This window comes from Waterburya agarophytonicola KI4 (genome assembly GCF_020640915.1).
GTDB classification, from domain to species: domain Bacteria; phylum Cyanobacteriota; class Cyanobacteriia; order Cyanobacteriales; family Xenococcaceae; genus Waterburya; species Waterburya agarophytonicola.
Genome location: NZ_JADWDC010000003.1, coordinates 1 through 17,383, shown reverse-complemented (window position 1 = coordinate 17,383; position 17,383 = coordinate 1). Strand labels below are relative to the sequence as shown.

At 38.3% G+C, this 17,383-nt stretch carries 15 protein-coding genes, 2 tRNA genes and 1 other annotated feature; of the genes, 12 read left to right on the top strand and 5 right to left on the bottom strand.

The window, feature by feature from the left end:
* The first annotated feature begins 87 nt into the window (after positions 1 to 87).
* On the top strand, positions 88 to 2,604 hold the full coding sequence (locus I4641_RS01690; protein ID WP_229638690.1) for a Calx-beta domain-containing protein: 2,517 nt from the start codon (positions 88 to 90) through the stop codon (positions 2,602 to 2,604).
* 130 nt (positions 2,605 to 2,734) lie between these two features.
* On the opposite strand, the gene I4641_RS01685 is transcribed toward I4641_RS01690, so the two are convergent.
* A complete protein-coding gene (locus I4641_RS01685) occupies positions 2,735 to 3,661 on the bottom strand; it encodes an AAA family ATPase (protein WP_229638689.1) in 927 nt (308 codons plus the stop codon).
* A 139-nt stretch (positions 3,662 to 3,800) separates the two neighbouring features.
* Positions 3,801 to 7,598 carry a chromosome segregation protein SMC gene (gene smc / locus I4641_RS01680; protein WP_229638688.1) on the bottom strand — a complete coding sequence of 1,266 codons (3,798 nt, stop codon included), beginning with the start codon at positions 7,596 to 7,598 and terminating at the stop codon, positions 3,801 to 3,803.
* A gap of 406 nt (positions 7,599 to 8,004) precedes the next feature.
* On the opposite strand from smc, the gene I4641_RS01675 reads away from it, so the two are divergent.
* Positions 8,005 to 9,165, top strand: coding sequence for a pyridoxal phosphate-dependent aminotransferase (locus I4641_RS01675; RefSeq protein WP_229638687.1), 1,161 nt, complete (start codon positions 8,005 to 8,007; stop codon positions 9,163 to 9,165).
* Positions 9,166 to 9,198: 33 nt separating this feature from the next.
* Here the strand turns inward: I4641_RS01675 and I4641_RS01670 are convergent.
* From I4641_RS01670 to I4641_RS01660, 3 genes are all read right to left on the bottom strand, one after another.
* Positions 9,199 to 9,272: transfer RNA gene (locus tag I4641_RS01670), tRNA-Val, on the bottom strand.
* A 228-nt stretch (positions 9,273 to 9,500) separates the two neighbouring features.
* The gene (locus I4641_RS01665; protein WP_229638686.1) at positions 9,501 to 10,664 is read right to left on the bottom strand and encodes a nucleotidyltransferase family protein; all 1,164 of its coding nucleotides are present in this window, start codon (positions 10,662 to 10,664) and stop codon (positions 9,501 to 9,503) included.
* A gap of 75 nt (positions 10,665 to 10,739) precedes the next feature.
* The gene (locus tag I4641_RS01660) at positions 10,740 to 11,543 is read right to left on the bottom strand and encodes a segregation/condensation protein A (RefSeq protein ID WP_229638685.1); all 804 of its coding nucleotides are present in this window, start codon (positions 11,541 to 11,543) and stop codon (positions 10,740 to 10,742) included.
* A gap of 193 nt (positions 11,544 to 11,736) precedes the next feature.
* Here I4641_RS01660 and I4641_RS01655 point away from each other — a divergent pair, with 193 nt between their 5' ends.
* From I4641_RS01655 to I4641_RS01610, 10 genes are all read left to right on the top strand, one after another.
* Entirely contained in the window at positions 11,737 to 12,315 is a 579-nt protein-coding gene (locus tag I4641_RS01655; protein WP_229638684.1) for a retropepsin-like aspartic protease family protein, read from the top strand.
* 72 nt (positions 12,316 to 12,387) lie between these two features.
* Positions 12,388 to 12,750 (top strand): 50S ribosomal protein L19, encoded by a 363-nt coding sequence (gene rplS / locus I4641_RS01650; RefSeq protein ID WP_229638683.1) that lies wholly within the window; start codon positions 12,388 to 12,390, stop codon positions 12,748 to 12,750.
* Between the two features lie 93 nt (positions 12,751 to 12,843).
* Positions 12,844 to 12,916: transfer RNA gene (locus I4641_RS01645), tRNA-Trp, on the top strand.
* A 263-nt stretch (positions 12,917 to 13,179) separates the two neighbouring features.
* The gene (gene secE, locus I4641_RS01640; protein ID WP_229638682.1) at positions 13,180 to 13,416 is read left to right on the top strand and encodes a preprotein translocase subunit SecE; all 237 of its coding nucleotides are present in this window, start codon (positions 13,180 to 13,182) and stop codon (positions 13,414 to 13,416) included.
* Between the two features lie 3 nt (positions 13,417 to 13,419).
* On the top strand, positions 13,420 to 14,091 hold the full coding sequence (nusG, locus tag I4641_RS01635) for a transcription termination/antitermination protein NusG (RefSeq protein WP_229638681.1): 672 nt from the start codon (positions 13,420 to 13,422) through the stop codon (positions 14,089 to 14,091).
* Between the two features lie 3 nt (positions 14,092 to 14,094).
* Positions 14,095 to 14,520, top strand: a complete 426-nt coding sequence (gene rplK / locus I4641_RS01630; protein ID WP_229638680.1) for a 50S ribosomal protein L11 — start codon at positions 14,095 to 14,097, stop codon at positions 14,518 to 14,520.
* Between the two features lie 69 nt (positions 14,521 to 14,589).
* Positions 14,590 to 15,309: a 50S ribosomal protein L1 gene (rplA, locus tag I4641_RS01625; RefSeq protein WP_229638679.1), complete on the top strand. Its 720-nt coding sequence runs from the start codon at positions 14,590 to 14,592 to the stop codon at positions 15,307 to 15,309.
* Between the two features lie 36 nt (positions 15,310 to 15,345).
* Positions 15,346 to 15,534, top strand: a sequence feature (ribosomal protein L10 leader region).
* Positions 15,535 to 15,575: 41 nt separating this feature from the next.
* Positions 15,576 to 16,100 (top strand): 50S ribosomal protein L10, encoded by a 525-nt coding sequence (rplJ, locus tag I4641_RS01620; protein WP_229638678.1) that lies wholly within the window; start codon positions 15,576 to 15,578, stop codon positions 16,098 to 16,100.
* A 68-nt stretch (positions 16,101 to 16,168) separates the two neighbouring features.
* Positions 16,169 to 16,555 carry a 50S ribosomal protein L7/L12 gene (rplL, locus tag I4641_RS01615; protein ID WP_229638677.1) on the top strand — a complete coding sequence of 129 codons (387 nt, stop codon included), beginning with the start codon at positions 16,169 to 16,171 and terminating at the stop codon, positions 16,553 to 16,555.
* Between the two features lie 328 nt (positions 16,556 to 16,883).
* Entirely contained in the window at positions 16,884 to 17,309 is a 426-nt protein-coding gene (locus tag I4641_RS01610; protein ID WP_229638676.1) for a hypothetical protein, read from the top strand.
* Positions 17,310 to 17,383 lie beyond the last annotated feature (74 nt).

Genomic DNA, 17,383 nt, shown 5'->3' with positions numbered 1-17,383 from the left:
ATAAAGTGAATCATTATTGAGGTTTAGCATAATTACAACTAAAGCTTCATATTAATTATTAATAGCTCATTATCTTTACATTAATAAATGACTGAATCAGCAAGAGATATTCTGCAACAAAATTTTAACAGCACCGCAGATTTATTACAGGGTTTTGTAGATCGAGACAATTCATCAGGCACTTTAGCGGAAGTTTTTGGCGATGGTTTTGATGTCGATCTGGGAAATGATTTAATTGAATCTGTCGTAACAGATTTAACAGGAGAAACCGAAGACAGCAGCGGTGTCGCGATCGAAATCTTGCCCGCAGAGCAAATTAATAATGCTTCTGGTGCTTATGCTGCCGATAACAGCACAATTTATTTATCGGAAGAATTTTTAATCGACAACGCTGATAACCCAGATGCAGTCTCCAATGTCGTCATCGATTCGGTGGGACATTTTCTCGATTCAGAAGCCAATTCAACAGATAGCCCTGGAGACGAAGGGGAAATCTTTGCTGCCGAAGTTACGGGAGTTTCTTTGAGTGACGTAGAGTTATCAATCTTACGAGGAGTAGAGGATGCAGGAGCGGTGAATATTAACGGAGAAAATATAGAAGTCGAACAACAAACTTCTATTATTTATGTAGATCGAGATGCGGAAGGAGAAAATAACGGTACTTCTTGGACGAATGCTTATACAGATTTGCAATCAGCTTTAGCTGCTGGTGGTGCAAGCGATCAAATTTGGGTAGCGGAAGGTACGTATTTTCCTGTAACTGGTAATACTCTGCCTCAAGGTGTTAGTAATCCTCGGGATGTTAGTTTTGTAATTCCCAGTGGTGTAGAAGTTTATGGAGGATTCTCTGGCGATGAAACGTCTTTAGATCGACGAGACTGGCAAACCAACGAAACAATTCTGAGTGGAAATATTGGTGAAAGTACTTCTGGAGATAATAGTCATCATGTTATAAATATCTCAGATACAGTTTCTTCTACTATTGTTGATGGTTTTACTGTTACAGGCGGTCAAGCGGATGGAGAGAACCAATTTCGAGTTAATAGAAACGATGGGGCTGCTTTTCGTGGTGGAATAAATGCAAGTCCCACTTTAAGGAATCTAATCATTAAGGATAACTCGGCAATTGGCAATGGTGGAGGAATATACTTCGGGGATAATAGTAGTCCAACTATCACTAGTGTTACTTTCATTAATAATTCTGCTAGCGATAATGGAGGTGCAATTCACTTTGATAACGACGGAAACTTAAATGTAAATAATAGTTTATTTCTTGAAAATCAAAGTCAAAGTGCTGGAGCAATATATATTCGCAGTGCAATTGATAGCTTTAATGTTTTTAATAGTACGTTCTACAATAATCAAGGAAATGTAAGTGACGCTATTTTTGATGATAGCGGAAGAGGAAATAATACAAATATCGTAAATAATATTTTTTGGAATAATGATGTAGTAGATCGTCCTCAAGTGCTTCTAGAGGATATCTTTATTAGAGGCAGTCTTCCAGAAGCTAGTAACTTTAGCAATAATATTATCAAAGGCGAAATTCCTTCATTTGAAGAAGATATTGAAGATGGAAGAGATATTGTTTTAGAAAATAACATTACAGAAGATCCTTTATTTGTAAATCAAAATGGAAACAATTTTCGTCTTCAATTAAATTCCCCTGGAATTAATACTGGTAATAACAGTTTTGTCTCTACTACACCAGGTACTACCGACATTACTAACAATCCCCGTATCTATAATGAAACTGTAGATATTGGTGCTTATGAATATGGGCTTTATGCTTCCATTGATGATGTTAGGGTAGAAGAAGGAAATGAAGGAAATATCAATGCAGAATTTACTGTAACTCTGTTAGATACCAACGACCAACCAACAGCTAACGAAATCACTATTAACTATGCAACGGCTAATAGTACCGCCAGAAATGATAGCGACTATACCAATACTTCGGGGACGTTAGTTTTTGCCCCTGGAGAAAGTACTCAAACGATAACTGTCCCTGTTAATGGTGATAATAATCCAGAAACAAACGAGACTTTCTTTGTTAATTTAAACGAAGCTTCTGGTGCTGCGGTGATTACCGACAATCAAGGCGTAGGTATCATTCAAAACGACGATCTATTAGGTGATGCTGCTACGGTATATCGATTCTTTAATCCTGAAGTTGGAGTACATTTCTATACTGCATCCCAAGATGAAAGAGATAATGTAATTGATAATTTGCCCCAATACGAATTTGAAGGAGCTTCTTATATTGCTGCCCCAGAAACTGACGATCCTCTAACAGGAATTAGCCCAGTATATCGCTTCTTTAATACCAGTACGGGAGTTCATCTTTACACCATTAATGAAGTAGAAAGAGATGCCATTCAAGAAAATCTTCCTAACTATAATTTTGAAGGAATTGCTTACTATGCTTATGAATCCGAGGTAGAAGGAACAACTGCCGTCTATCGTTTTTATAACGCAACAATTGACGCTCATTTTTATACCCCTTCCGCAGTTGAAAGAGATGCTGTATTGGATGGTTTACCTGACTATGAATTAGAGGGAGAAAGCGGTATTTCCTTTTATGTTGAACCTATTCCAGCGTAATTGATATTTATATATATATAAAAAAGAGATCGCTTTAATTTCAGTATTAAGGCAATCTCTTTTTGCGAGTTTTTTCGATGTCATTTCTTAAGGTCATAGATTTGACTCCAAAGTACTTTAAAAGAAGAAATTATTTGGGTATATCTTCAGCAATAATTTCTATCATTATTTCTTTAGTAATATTTTGTACTGTCGCCAATCTAGTAGCTTGTTTTTCAATAGTTTTTTCAAAAATATTTCTAGCTAATCGACCATTTCCAAAATTAGAATCTCGATTAACATATAGCTGTTTGAATTTATCTAATAGACTTTCTTCTGCTTTCGATTCAATCTGATAATGATTTTGCTCGCACATTTTTTTAAAAATAGCTAATAGTTCCTCTGGTGTATAATCCTCAAAATTAAGATATCTAGTAAATCGGGATTGTAACCCAGGATTCGATTCAATAAATCGCTTCATTTCGTCTGAATAACCAGCTACTATTACCACTAAGCGATCGCGATAATCTTCCATTCTTTTTAGAAGAGTATCTATTGCTTCTTGACCAAAATCTTTAGGTGATTCCAATGGTTTCAAAGCATAAGCTTCATCAATAAAAAGTACTCCGTCCAATGCAGATTCAACTAATTGTTCTACTTTAGGTGCAGTTTGACCAATGTATTCAGCAACCATCCCCGATCTATCAGTTTCGATACAATGACCTTTTTTGAGAACACCTAACTCTTTATATATTTTGCCAATCAACCTTGCTACCGTAGTTTTACCAGTTCCAGGAGATCCGCAGAAAACCAAATGTAAAGTTATTGGAGATTTAGGTAAACCATGCTCTTCTCTTTTTTGCTGGATATTTACAAAAGCCACTAAATTATTAATTTCTTCTTTTAGTTGCTTTAAACCTATTAATTGATTTAATTCTTTTAAAATGTCATCTATTTCATATTCTTGTTTTATAGAATTCTTATTACCCAAAATTTGTGTATCAATCTTTAGCCTTAACAATTCAAGTTCCTTATTAATATAATCACTATGAAGATCGTAGTATTGCCAATTTGACATAATTATTTCTATAATTCTCGTGTTCAAACTTTCATAGAAATATTATTCCCATAATTCAGATGACAACTAACTACAAATAAGATTCTTGTTTTTGCTTATCTTCCTTTGCGCCTCTGCGTCTTTGCGCGAAACAAAAAAACTACTTCATCTTAATACCCAATACCTGAGTATGCGCCCCTCTAGCTTGAGTAACCCCAATAGTTCTTTCAGAAGCCTCAATCATCGGACGACGCAAACTAACTACAATAAACTGGGCTGACTGGGCTTGTTTCTTCACCATGCGGGATAACTTCTCCACATTCGCACCATCGAGGAACATATCTACCTCATCAAAAGCATAGAAAGGGGAAGGGCGGTATTTTTGGAGAGAGAAAATAAAACCTAAGGCAGTCAAAGATTTTTCTCCCCCAGACATAGAACTTAGTTTTTGTACCGCTTTTCCTTTAGGATGGGCTACCAAATTTAAACCGCCATTAAAAGGATCGGTTTCGTCTTCTAATTGCAAATGCCCGTCGCCATCGGAGAGTTCGGCATATATTTTTTGAAAGTTTTCATTTACCGCATCAAAAGATTCTTTGAAAGCCCGCAGTCTTAGAGTAGTAAATTTCTCAACGCGCAGTAATAATTCAGTTCTTTCTAGTTCGATGGTGTCTAGTTTTTGAGAAAGTTCTTGCAATCTGGCTTCGGTTTTTTCATATTCTTCTAGTGCCAACATATTGACAGGTTCCATTGCTTCGAGACGTTTTTCTCCATTACGAATTTGTTTTTGTAGTTGTTCTACTTGTTCTTGCAGGTTGGCAAAAGTAAGTAATTCTCCTACTTCTATTTCATCTTCATTAACTAACTGAGGAATGTCAGGAATGGGATTGGGTAGTTCTTGTTCTTGTTCGCCTATTTGTTGTGATAAAGTTTGAAGAGTTTCTTGTCTTTCTTGCTGAGTGGAATTGAGCTTTTCTAACTGCCAAGACTGTTTTTGATGCTTTTCACGCAATTGTTTGAGTTCATTCTCAAGGCGATCACGTTCTTCTTTGGTTACACCTAGTTTGGCGGTAAGCTGTTCTAATTCTATTTCTGCTGCGACAATTTTCTGCTTTATTTCGATTAGTTGCTGGTTAATTACTGATTGCTGTTCTTCGACTGTCGAGCAGTCAATTAATAGTTGGGTTCTATATTCTTGTGTTTCGGTATTTTTTTCGGTTAAGCGTTGATAGCGATTAGTTACATCTAATAATAAAGTTTCGGAATTTCTTAAATTTAATTCTTGTATTTGTAGGTGTTCTTCTTGACTATTAATTACTGCCTGGACTTGCTGCCATTCACTCTCTTGATGGGATTCTTCTAATACTTTTAATTGCTCTTGCAAAGAATACAATTGAGTTTCTTGTTCGGGAATAGAGCGATCCAATTCTGTTAGACGAGCTTGAATCGTCTCTCTTTCTTGACGATTATGATGCAACTGATTAATTAATAATTCTCGTTGTGCTGTCAGGCGTTTTATTTCTTTTGCTAATTGTTCGGAGAGCATTTTATTATCTCTCCCCAACTGTCTGGCTTCAGTCAACTCTTCCGCCAAATCCTTGATTTGTGTCAGTCGATCTGATAATCTATCGTCATAGTTAGTTAAGATGCGGGTTATCTCTGCCAATCGCGCTCTTAATGCTTCCACTTGACTAGATTCTCCGTTGTCAGCACCGCCAAAATGCAAGCTAGAACGACTAGATTTACTTCCACCAGTCATTGCTCCACTAACTTCTAAAATTTCCCCTTCTAGAGTGACAATACGATGTTTGCCCAAGCTAGAACGAGCATTATTAAGATTATCAAAAACTGCCGTATTGCCAAAGACATAGGCAAAAATTTCGTCGTAACGAGAGTCGCAGGCGACTAAATTAACAGCCAAGTCGATAAAGCCTCTACCAAAACGCATGGTGGCAATATTGCCAATTCTGGGTGCTTGAATTTTATTCAGAGGTAAGAAAGTCGCTCTCCCTCCCCTCTCTCTTTTTAATAATTCAATACCTTCGGCTGCAACCCGATCGCTTTCTACGACGATAAAGCCCAATCTACCTCCCGCAGCGGTTTCCAATGCCAAGCGGTAACGCTGTTCTACTTCTCCTAACTGTACGACTAATCCTTCCACTCCAGAAATATGGGAGTTGAGAATAATTTTACTGGCGTAAGTACCCTGCACTTCTTGTTGGGCTTGCTTTTTTGCTTCTAGCTTATCTAATTCTCTCTGTTTATCTCGTTGTTCTTTCAACAGCCGTTGTTTGGTTTCCTCTTGCAAAGAGCGATCGCTTTCTGCTGCTGCTAATTGACTGGCGATCTCTTGCACCCTAGCTTGCTCGGTAGTTACTATACCAGAAAGGGCATCATATTCGTTTTGTTTGGCGGTTAATTCCGCTTCTACCGCTGATAAAGACTGATTTTGCTCCCCGATACTGCGATCGAGTTGATTGTGTTTCTCGCTAATTCTTGCTTGTTCTGTGCGTTGGGGATTTAAGGTTGTTTGGATCGCCGTTACCTGGCGAGAAAGATTTGCTTGTTCTTGTACCCAAGCTTCTGATGCTTCGGCGATCGCATTAGCATTTTCTTTACTATTACTTAGAGTTTCTCTGGCAGACAAAGCTTGTTGGGTTAATGCGGGAATAGTCTCCGTTTCTAACAGATTCTTTTCTCGACTAAACTGTTCGATTTGTTGTTGATACTGTTCTAGATTTTGTTGTGTTTGCACCAATGCTAATTGTTTCTGGTGGCTGCTACTACCCAACTCCTCTAGCTTTTGCTGTAATTGATGTTGTTTGGCTTTTTGAGTCGCTAGATCCGAAGCTACCGATAGTTGTTCCTCTTCTCCCAAGGCTTTGACTTGAGCGTTGAGAGTCTCCAATTTCTCGCTACATTCTCTTACTTCTAGATCCAGTTTGGCAATATTATCGGTCAACTTTACTTTCTCCAATTCTCCAGCAGAAACTTTCTCCTGTAACTCTTCCTGCTGTTGAGTAAGCGATCGCCAAACTAAAACTTTTTCCTGAATTTTCTTTTCTTGTACCTTCTCTTTTAACTTACGATACTTCTCCGCTTTCACTCTATCCGCAGCCAAGCGATCGCGATTGGCAATTAATTCTTGAGCGATAATATGGCATTTTTCTTCTCTTTCCTGTACCTTATCTAAAGTCTTGCGAGTTTGCTCTATCTTTCGGTCAAATGCTCCGACTCCAGCTAATTCATCGATAATTTCTCTTCTTTCTTTAGAGTTCATCGTAATAATGCTGGTAACGTCACCCTGCAAAACTACGTTATAACCTTCGGGATAAATTCTTAATTTCTGTAGCTGTTCGTGAACTTCCGTAGCAGTAGAAACCTGTCCGTTAATATAAAAAGTCGAAGTATAGTTACCCTTCTTGCCGACTCTTAGCCTGCGCGTTACCTTCCATTCCAGACTATTACCATTGGCGATCGCAATAATCTTTTTATCATCACTATCTACCGTTGCAATCTCTTCTAATTCTTGAGTCGAATCGTGGCTACCGTTACCATTCCCGTTACCATTCCCATTAGCATTTCCGTTACCATTCCCCCCCATCACCGCTTGTAACTCTTCCGAAGACGAAATCGGAGTCAAATCCTTAACATCGCTAATAGTGGTTACTACATCCGATAAATCCCCGAGATCTGTCAAATCTAGGGTTACAGATACAATCGTTTCCGCTGCTTTACCATTGCCAATATGCTTATTATTAACTAGATCGGGCAAGCGATCGGCTCGCATTCCCTTAGAACTCGCCAAACCCAAGCAAAATAATAGCGCATCTAAGATATTCGATTTTCCCGAACCATTTGGTCCCGAAATCACAGTAAAACCAGGCAATATAGGGACTTTAGTCGTACCGCCAAAAGATTTAAAATGGGAAAGTTCAACGCGCTTTATATGAACCATGAACTATAATTTTCGACTCGGTAAGATAATTTAGTATATTTATACTAGTTAATAGTCATACAATTAGGAACACTAATGGTTGTACCTACAAATCAGCGAATATAGGTGTAAAAACGCAATTTTCTTAATACTTAGTAACATTTCTGAGAATAAAATGAATATGCCAAAATCTAAGATAGCTGAATTATCAGACGAACAAGAAATAGCCCTTTCTAGCTATCGAGAAAAGTGGAAAGCGATCGCAAAATCATCTATTAATGCGATCGCTTGATAACAATAGAGACAAAATACGAGCAAATGTAAAGAAAAGTGCCAGGATATCGGTTATTATCAAAAGTCTTTGGGAAACTATAATAATCTCCTTCGTCCAATAGTTGCCAAACAGAATATCTTGGGTTTGAAAATAATGAAATTAGCAGCAAGAGTCAGTCAAATATCTCCATCCCTTACTTTGGCAATTTCCGCTAAAGCTAAAGCAATGAAAGCGTCAGGAATTGATGTTTGTAGCTTTAGTGCGGGAGAGCCTGACTTTCCTACCCCCAAGCATATATGTGAGGCTGCGAAAACTGCTTTAGATCAAGGAAAAACCCGTTATGGTGCTGCGGTAGGAGAATTAAAACTCAGGCAAGCGATCTCCAAAAAACTAAAAAACGATAATAATCTCAATTACGAACCAGAGAATATTATTGTTACCAATGGCGGTAAGTTCTCTTTATTCAATTTAATGCAAGTTTTAATTGAAGCAGGAGATGAAGTAATTATTCCCGCACCCTATTGGTTGAGTTATCCCGAAATGGTCAAGTCGGCGGGTGGTACTCCCATAATTGTGGATACATTAGCCCAGAATGATTATAAAATTACCCCCGAACAGTTAAAACAGGCTATTACCCCCAAAACTAAGCTGTTTGTTTTCAATTCCCCATCTAACCCCACAGGAACAGTATATAGCCCCGATGAAGTACGTGCCTTAGCGAAGATAGTAGTAGAGGAAGATATCTTAGTTGTTTCCGATGAAATCTACGAAAAAATTCTGTATGATGATGCCGAACATCTTAGTATTGGTTCGATCAATGACGAAATCTTTGCCCGCACTATCACTAGTAGTGGTTTTGCCAAAAGCCATTCCATGACTGGGTGGCGAGTAGGTTATGCAGCTGCACCTATAGAGATTATTCAAGCAATGGCAAAAATTCAGGGACATAGTACTTCTAATGTATGTACCTTTGCTCAGTATGGCGCGATCGCAGCCTTAGAATCTTCCCAAGAATGTGTGGTAGAAATGATGCAAGCTTTTGCCCAACGTAGAAGCTATATGTACGAAGCGATTAATGCTATTCCCCAGCTAAGTTGTCCCAAACCCTTCGGTGCTTTTTATTTATTTGTCGATATTTCCCAAACTGGTAAAAAATCCCTCGATTTTTGCAATGAGCTATTAGAAGCCAAACAAGTTGCAGCTGTACCAGGTATAGCTTTTGGTGCAGACAACTGTATTCGTTTTTCCTATGCTACGGATATGAATACAATCAAAAAAGGAATTCAACGGTTAAAAGAGTTCGTTGATAGCTAGTCCGATTATTAACAAACTTTCTTTTTGTGAGTATTGGGCTAGGCAGACTCGAACTGCCGACTTCCACAATGTCAATGTGACACTCTAACCAACTGAGTTATAGCCCATTTAACGCTCAATCATTATAGCAACAAAAGTCAAAAAATTGCACAAATGAATAACTAAATAACTCTAGTTCAATACTAAATAACTCTAGTTCAATATTTATACTTGAGCTAGTATTGAAAATGCTGCTAAAAATTTTTCAATACTAACTCTTACTCTAATCAATCCCAATAAGTTTGGGTTGCAGCTAAAAGCTCATTCCAGAGAAGAGAATCGAGATCGAACTGGAATTAATTATCTTCTTTTAAGAAATCCTTAATAACCTGATGTTCATCCAATTCTTGTTCGGAATGATTATTGCGAGTATCAGTAATCAACCAATCCAATGCTGCTGCTTGTAAGTCTATCGCTGCACCAGTTTTATCAACACAGTAACGCCCAAATACAAGCTTATCAACCAAGCGAATACCTTCACCCAAACGAGAATATTCAAAGATCACGCTATTATCAACAGTCGCACCGCTACAAATATAGCAATTAGGACCAATCATAGCAGGACCAATAATTTTTGCCCCATCTTCAATTTTGGTCATTCCTCCAATATAAACAGGACCTTCAATTTCTACTTTATCCCAGTTTACTGCTACGTTCAATCCTATATAAATACCAGGTTTAACTTCTGTCCCAGGAATATTAACATTTTTAATTTCTCTAGTTAACACTCCCCGTACAGCTTGCCAGTAATCGGGGACTTTGCCAATATCAACCCATTCAAAATCCATCGAAACGGCATAAAAAGGGGCATTTTTTTCTACCAACTTGGGGAAAAGTTCTCCACCAATGTCATACTCTTGATTGGATGGAATATAATCAAAAATTTCTGGCTCAAAAATATAGATTCCCGTATTAATATCCGTACTTAGAGCTTCTTCTACAGAGGGTTTTTCCTGAAAGGATTTAATTTTGCCCTCTTCGTTAGTAACCACTACACCATAACTGGGTACATCTTCTTTAGGAACTTTCTTCGTTACCACTGTTGCGATCGCACCTTTGGCTTTATGTTGCTTGACTGCTGCGGTCAAATCTAGATCAATTAAAGCATCACCACACAATACGACAAAAGTATCGTCGAAGAATGTATTAAAATCTTGAATCTTTCTCAAACCGCCAGCCGAACCCAAAGCTGCACCGACCAATTCTCCATCAACAATACTACCTTCAAAAGAATAGCCTATATCAACGCCAAAACGCTGTCCGTCGCGAAAATATCCTTCTATTTCATGAGCCAGATGACTCACATTAACCATGATCTCATCAAAACCATGCTGTCTCAGAAGTTCCAACAGAAATTCCATGACTGGTTTTTGTAGAATCGGAATCAGGGGTTTGGGAATTGTATATGTAATGGGACGAACGCGAGTGCCTTTACCAGCCGCCAAGATCATGGCTTTCATGAAAGCTTCTCCTCAACCAAACTTAATTATAAATATTTAAACCATTACAGTCTATCAAGAATAGTTCCAGAAGACTCACGTTTGAACGCATGAATTGAGAGGGCGAACGCTTAAATCTTGATAAAATTCTTCTTGAACTAGTTCTACTTTAGACTGAGCCGAAAGGAGTAGCAATGCCCAAAAAACTCCCGCTCGATCTAAATCTGAATTGGGGGAATGGTCTTGGTTTAAAATTTTTGATGCGTCCGCAGTATGCCATCTTTCCAAGAGATTTTCCCAATCTACATAATCTCTGTCTGAAGCTAATTGTGCCAGATTAAGATACAAAAAACTTTCTAGTTGGGCTGCTAATTCCGTGAGGTTTTCATTGTGTGCCAATTGTGCGATCGCCTTGATAGCTGCACTACGAGAGCGTTGAGAGCGTTTCGGAGAAGTGTCAGTGGCGGCTGCTTCTATTTCTGCTGCAATGTGTTCTAGTTGTTCGATCAATTCCTGTAGGGTTACGCGACGCTTTCCTACTGGTTGCGCGGAAGTGCGTCGACGAATATGCTGTTCCAAATTAGCGGGGAGAGATCTTTTTTCCGTCTCAATATATTCTTCTTCAAAAAACTCTTCTTCTTCTATTTCTAATAGTTCCTCTTGCAACAGATGGAGACTATCAGCTTTAAACAAAACTAGCATTGATGCCCAAAGAAATGCTTGACCAGAGCGAGGAAGATCTGCTTCTTGTTGGGGCGATTCAGTCTCACCTATTAGTCCCAGTTCGGCTAAAAAACGGTCAATGATCTCGATGACAGGAACATCCCAAGGATCTATTTCTCCTTTTTCTGCCAGATTTATCAAATTAGCGATCGCTTCTTGTGCGGGAGTTATAGTCATAGTAAAAAATCATGTAATCCATAATTTATAGTCCACAATTCATGGTTTTTACAACTAATTTAAGATTATCTAGTTTTGAAATCTAATTGATACTGTTGTGATCTGCGTCTTAAGGCAAGTTTTAGAAAAAAGATAGGCTGGAAATAAATCTTGTATATCAATCAAATAACTTGCTTTATTAATATTTCCTAAAATGAAAAAAATATTTAATCTCGTCCTTTTAACAACAGTATTTAATTCTTTTAATTTCTCTTTTAGTTTCCCAGTGCAAGCACAAGATAATTCTACTTGCTTTATGCTCGATAGCGAGGGCAATTCGATGAATCTGGGTTCTCTGTGCCAAAACTCTCAACCCCCAAAAAGCCGTTCTAATTATCAACAACCCCAACTATATCAAAAAGATCGAGGCGTCTATATTATTCCAATCAAAAGTAGAGTAGCGGGTATTCCTGTAATTGATGTTAAATTCAACGATCGCTATATATTTGAAATGATGCTAGATACAGGAGCAAGTGAAATTGTGATCACCCAAGCAATGGCAAAAAAACTCAAAGTTAAGCATGAGGGAACAATCTGGGCTTCTACTCCTAGTCACAGTCGCGTTGCTATGTCTGCTGGCTATGTATATTCAGTAGGTGTCTCGGATATATCCCAAAAAAGTCCTCTTGTGATCACTGCTCCTACTATGGATATGGGGCTGCTCGGACAGAGCTTTTTTAGTGGCTACGACATGACAATCAAAAGCGATGTCATCGAATTCCGTGAAAGATAATAATTACTGGTTTGTCTTCCCATAGACCTAAAAAAAAGCTATTATGATAAATCGTGAGTTTTTATAATAGCCATGAATGCCGAAGCCATTATACGTTCAATAGAAGCCGAACATCTAAAATCAGATATTCCCAAAATATATGTTGGGGATACTGTGGAAGTTGGTGTCAGAATTACAGAAGGAAACAAAGAGCGAGTACAACCTTATAAAGGTACAGTGATCTCGATGCAAAATGGTGGCATCAACGAAACCATCACCGTCAGAAAAGTCTTTCAAGGAGTAGGAGTAGAAAGAGTATTTTTGCTTCATTCTCCGATGATTGACAAAATCAAAGTAGAGCGTCGTGGTAAAGTGCGTCGAGCTAAATTATATTATTTGCGCGATCGTGTAGGTAAAGCTACTCGGATCAAACAGCGTTTTGACCGCCCTATCTAAATTTTTTTTCGATCATGAGAAAATTTTAGTTTGAACAGGCTTATAGTGCTGTATAATTGGGAGACTCTGACAAATGAAAAGTTAGAGGAAAATGCGTCTTTAGTTCAGTTGGTAGAACGTCGGTCTCCAAAACCGGATGTCGAGGGTTCAAGTCCTTCAAGGCGCGTATAGTCCTAGTTGCACACTACAAGTAAAGTGGGAATACATAAACTTATTCGGACTACTAGTGGATATAAGCCATTTATTCATTTATTTGCTTAGTAATTCGTTAAGCTTAATAATAGTTACTATATAGAACCCTTCTTTTTTGATTTAGGGTTTTTAAGCAATAAAGATAATCACAAGCCGATGTCTTTGTTGCATAGCTAATATTTAAAATAAAAGCAACATATAAATTATTTCGGCGAATACTCCTGCGAGGCAACAGTTTTGGCTAAAAAAGATATAGTAAAAAAAGAACAATCTACAGATAAAGATACAGCACAGGGAAACGGTGCAGCCGAGTTTGCGCTTAAAACCAAAGAGGAATTGGGTAAAGTAGTATGGCCTTCTCGTCAACAATTAATTAGCGAGTCGGCAGCAGTAATTTTAATGGTGATTTTAGTATCTACTATCATTTACCTAATAGATAATGTCTTTGCTTGGGGAGCAGGAAAGGTATTCTAAACTATGAATGATACCGTAGACGTGCCAGAAGATAATAACCAGCAACCAGAGGAGAATAGCGAGCAACTAGATCGATCGCCAGAGAAAGTTCAAGTCGCAACCACAACCAAAGGAGCTTCTCGTTGGTACGCCATTCAAGTTGCTTCAGGGTGTGAAAAACGGGTTAAAACCGATCTAGATATGCGAATTCAGACCCTAGAAATAGGCGATCGGATTATACAGGTTAAGATTCCTCAAACTCCCAGTGTCAAGATACGTAAAGATGGCTCGCGCTATACTAGCGACGAAAAAGTCTTTCCAGGCTATGTCCTGGTCAGAATGCTGATGGACGACGATGCTTGGCAGGTAGTCAAAAACACCCCTAATGTGATTAACTTTGTGGGGGCAGAACAAAAACGTCGTTACGGACGAGGCAGGGGTCACGTTAAGCCGTTACCTTTATCTCGTGCTGAAGTGGAGCGTATCTTTAAGCAAGCCGAAGAACAAGAGCCAGTCATTAAAATTGACATGGAAATTGGCGATAAAATTGCTGTCCTCTCTGGTCCATTTAAAGAGTTTGAAGGGGAAGTAATAGAAGTCAGCCCAGAAAGAAGTAAGCTCAAAGCCTTATTGTCTATATTTGGGCGAGATACTCCAGTAGAATTGGAGTTTAATCAAGTCGAAAAACAAAACTAAAAAATGCCAAGAAAAGTTGTCGCGTTAATCAAACTAGCCTTACCCGCGGGTAAAGCTAACCCCGCACCTCCCGTTGGACCTGCCTTGGGTCAACACGGTGTGAATATTATGGCATTCTGTAAAGAATATAATGCCAAAACAGCAGATAAAGCAGGGCTTGTAATTCCTGTAGAAATATCTGTCTTTGAAGATCGAAGTTTTACTTTTATCCTCAAAACACCTCCTGCCTCGGTTCTCATTAAGAAAGCAGCAGGAATAGAAAAAGGTGCTAGCGAACCCAACAAACAAAAAGTTGGTACGATTACCCAAGCTCAGTTAAAAGAAATCGCTCAAACAAAATTACCCGATCTCAATGCTAATGACATTGAAGCAGCAATGAAGATTGTCGCGGGTACGGCGAAAAACATGGGTATTGCGATCGCAGAATAGATAGAACAAATTTAAACCAATTGAATGGGGAGAGGCTGAAGGCTTCATTAATTACCCAAGGAGAATAACATGGCAAAAAAACCATCTCGCCGAATGCGCGAGTTACTAGAAAAAGTAGACGACAACCAAGTCTATCAACCTCTTGAGGCGTTACAGTTACTCAAAGAGACAGCTACAGCAAAATTTGATGAAACCGCCGAAGTTCACATCAAACTCGGTATCGATCCCAAATATACCGACCAACAACTAAGAACTACCGTAAGTCTGCCCAAAGGTACTGGTCAAACCGTTAGAGTAGCTGTAATTGCTCGCGGAGAGAAAGTCAAAGAAGCTGAAGAAGCTGGTGCAGAAATTTATGGTTCGGAAGAACTAATTGAAGACATTTCCAAAGGCATGATGGATTTTGATATCTTGATTGCTACCCCTGATATGATGCCCAAAGTGGCTAAATTAGGTCGTGTTTTGGGGCCTAAAGGCTTGATGCCGTCTCCCAAAGGGGGGACTGTTACAGCCGACCTAGAACCAGCAGTTCAGGCATTTAAGGCTGGTAAATTAGAGTTCCGAGCTGACAAAACTGGCATCGTTCATGTTATGTTTGGTAAGGCATCTTTTTCTGCGGAAGATTTGTTAGCAAATCTAAAAGCTCTACAGGAAACTGTCGACCGTAACCGCCCTAGTGGTGCAAAAGGTCGTTACTGGCGTACTGTATTTGTTTCTGCTTCAATGGGTCCATCAATTCAGGTTGATATCAGTGCTTTACAAGATCTAAACTTGTCTGATGCAGCCTAAAGGTCATAAGTAGCCAAACACTACAAAAAATATTAAAGAATTAAACGACTAGTACCAAAGACAGCGGGCGCGGTTAAATTAATAATTAAATCTAATAATTAAATCGCTTAATATCCTGCCGAGGTTAATGTCTATTAGTTTTATACTCTTATTTCTGGGGAACGGGAATGGGGATAAATACTAGGCAACCTCTGGCAGAAAAGCTGGAGGTTTTGTCGTTTATACCTTGACCCAAAAGATACCAAAAAAACAGGAGGTGATACGGAATGGGAAGAACCCTCGCCAATAAAAAAGAGATAGTCGCCGACCTCAAAGAAACTTTGAGTGAAGCTCAACTAGCTTTTGTGATTAATTATGAGGGGTTGTCGGTAGCAGAAATTACCGAATTACGTAATCGTCTTCGCCCTAGTGGTGCGACTTGCAAGATTGCGAAAAACACCCTGATGAACATCGCCATCGATGGTGATGCAAATTGGCAACCAATGGAAGGTTTGCTAAGTGATGCTACGGCGTTTCTTTTCACAGGAGAAGAGATAGGCGCAGCCGTCAAAGCTTATAAGGGATTCCAGAAGGAAACCAAAAAGACTGAATTACGCGGTGGCGTAATGGAAGGTCAAGCTCTTTCTAAGACCCAAGTCGAAGCATTAGGCGACTTGCCCACCAAAGACGAGCTATACGCTCAAATTGCTGGCACTATTAACGCTCTGGCTACCAAAATTGCTGTTGGTGTTAAAGAAGTTCCCAGCGGACTGGCAAGAGGCATCAAAGCCGTTTCAGAGAAAGCAGAGTAATCTTTCAATATTTTGTCTGAAATTATTTACACAAAAAAATCAATCATTTATCAATAACGGAGTAAAGTATGTCTGCTGCAACTGATGAAATTCTCGAAAAGTTGAAAACTCTTAGTCTTTTAGAGGCTTCTGAGTTAGTTTCTCAAATTGAAGAAGCTTTTGGCGTAAGTGCTGCTGCTTCTGCTGGAGTAGTAATGGCTGCTCCTGGTGCTGGTGGCGGTGGTGAAGCCGAAGAAGAAAAAACTGAATTTGACGTAGTTCTCGAAGAAGTACCTAAAGAGAAGAAAATTGCAATTCTTAAAGTGGTTCGTTCCATCACTGGCTTGGGTCTAAAAGAAGCTAAAGAAATGGTTGAATCTACACCCAAAGCAATCAAAGAGGGCGTTCCCAAAGAGGATGCTGAAGAAACTAAGAAACAATTAGAAGATGCTGGTGCAAAAGTTACTGTTAAGTAATTGCAAGCAGTTAATTTTAATCTAGTTAAAAAGGAAGTTCATCAATTTGAGCTTCCTTTTTTATGTGTGTTGTATTGAATATTTATACTGATACTTAGAACATAAAAATACTAATATGAGATAATGTTTTATTTAAACTTTATTTTAAAATACTGATTCTTAATCGCAAATTCACCTATTTAATTAAAAAGTAAGTGAATATTGTAAGTGAGCTTAAATCAAATTTTAAATTTAAGTATTTTCTAATTATCTTAGATTTTAAAAACTACAATCTAAAGATAAGATAGAGCCATTTTAAATTATTTTAGTAAATCAAAAAATTATAACAATGATTGAATTTTTATATTTCGCGTCTCAAATTCAATGTGGTGCTGGCGGTGATTTCTTAAATATTCAAATTGATATTTATCAAAATCAAGAAATAATTGAAACTGTATCAGTCAATGAAAAAGTTCTACTACCTGTTGATTCTATTAACGAAGTAACTTTTAAATATAGTGTTATTAATAATACAACTAGCTGTAGTTTATATGCTCCCAGTCAATTGGTATTAGCACCTAACGATACAGTACCCGATGTAGCGGGAGTCTACGAACAACAATCAATTCAAGATATGCTTGATGGTTTAAACGACTATGAAGAACTATTTTTAGTTGAGCTTGGTACTAATGATGAATCTAGTGCAGCTTTCGATTTGCAAGACGTAGTTGGCATAGTAAATAATAATCCTAACCTGGCTTTATTTGCAGACTAAGTAATTTTTGATATAAAGTTATCCCTCTTTTGTCACTTTCCGAGACTAAAAAGTGGGAAAAACAGAATTTAGCC

Excerpts from the sequence above, each read along its gene's own strand:
- I4641_RS01690 (WP_229638690.1), top strand. The coding sequence starts at position 88 with ATGACTGAATCAGCAAGAGATATTCTGCAACAAAATTTTAACAGCACC.
- I4641_RS01685 (WP_229638689.1), bottom strand. The coding sequence starts at position 3,661 with ATGTCAAATTGGCAATACTACGATCTTCATAGTGATTATATTAATAAG.
- smc (WP_229638688.1), bottom strand. The coding sequence starts at position 7,598 with ATGGTTCATATAAAGCGCGTTGAACTTTCCCATTTTAAATCTTTTGGC.
- I4641_RS01675 (WP_229638687.1), top strand. The coding sequence starts at position 8,005 with ATGAAATTAGCAGCAAGAGTCAGTCAAATATCTCCATCCCTTACTTTG.
- I4641_RS01665 (WP_229638686.1), bottom strand. The coding sequence starts at position 10,664 with ATGAAAGCCATGATCTTGGCGGCTGGTAAAGGCACTCGCGTTCGTCCC.
- I4641_RS01660 (WP_229638685.1), bottom strand. The coding sequence starts at position 11,543 with ATGACTATAACTCCCGCACAAGAAGCGATCGCTAATTTGATAAATCTG.
- I4641_RS01655 (WP_229638684.1), top strand. The coding sequence starts at position 11,737 with ATGAAAAAAATATTTAATCTCGTCCTTTTAACAACAGTATTTAATTCT.
- rplS (WP_229638683.1), top strand. The coding sequence starts at position 12,388 with ATGAATGCCGAAGCCATTATACGTTCAATAGAAGCCGAACATCTAAAA.
- nusG (WP_229638681.1), top strand. The coding sequence starts at position 13,420 with ATGAATGATACCGTAGACGTGCCAGAAGATAATAACCAGCAACCAGAG.
- rplK (WP_229638680.1), top strand. The coding sequence starts at position 14,095 with ATGCCAAGAAAAGTTGTCGCGTTAATCAAACTAGCCTTACCCGCGGGT.
- rplA (WP_229638679.1), top strand. The coding sequence starts at position 14,590 with ATGGCAAAAAAACCATCTCGCCGAATGCGCGAGTTACTAGAAAAAGTA.
- rplJ (WP_229638678.1), top strand. The coding sequence starts at position 15,576 with ATGGGAAGAACCCTCGCCAATAAAAAAGAGATAGTCGCCGACCTCAAA.
- rplL (WP_229638677.1), top strand. The coding sequence starts at position 16,169 with ATGTCTGCTGCAACTGATGAAATTCTCGAAAAGTTGAAAACTCTTAGT.
- I4641_RS01610 (WP_229638676.1), top strand. The coding sequence starts at position 16,884 with ATGATTGAATTTTTATATTTCGCGTCTCAAATTCAATGTGGTGCTGGC.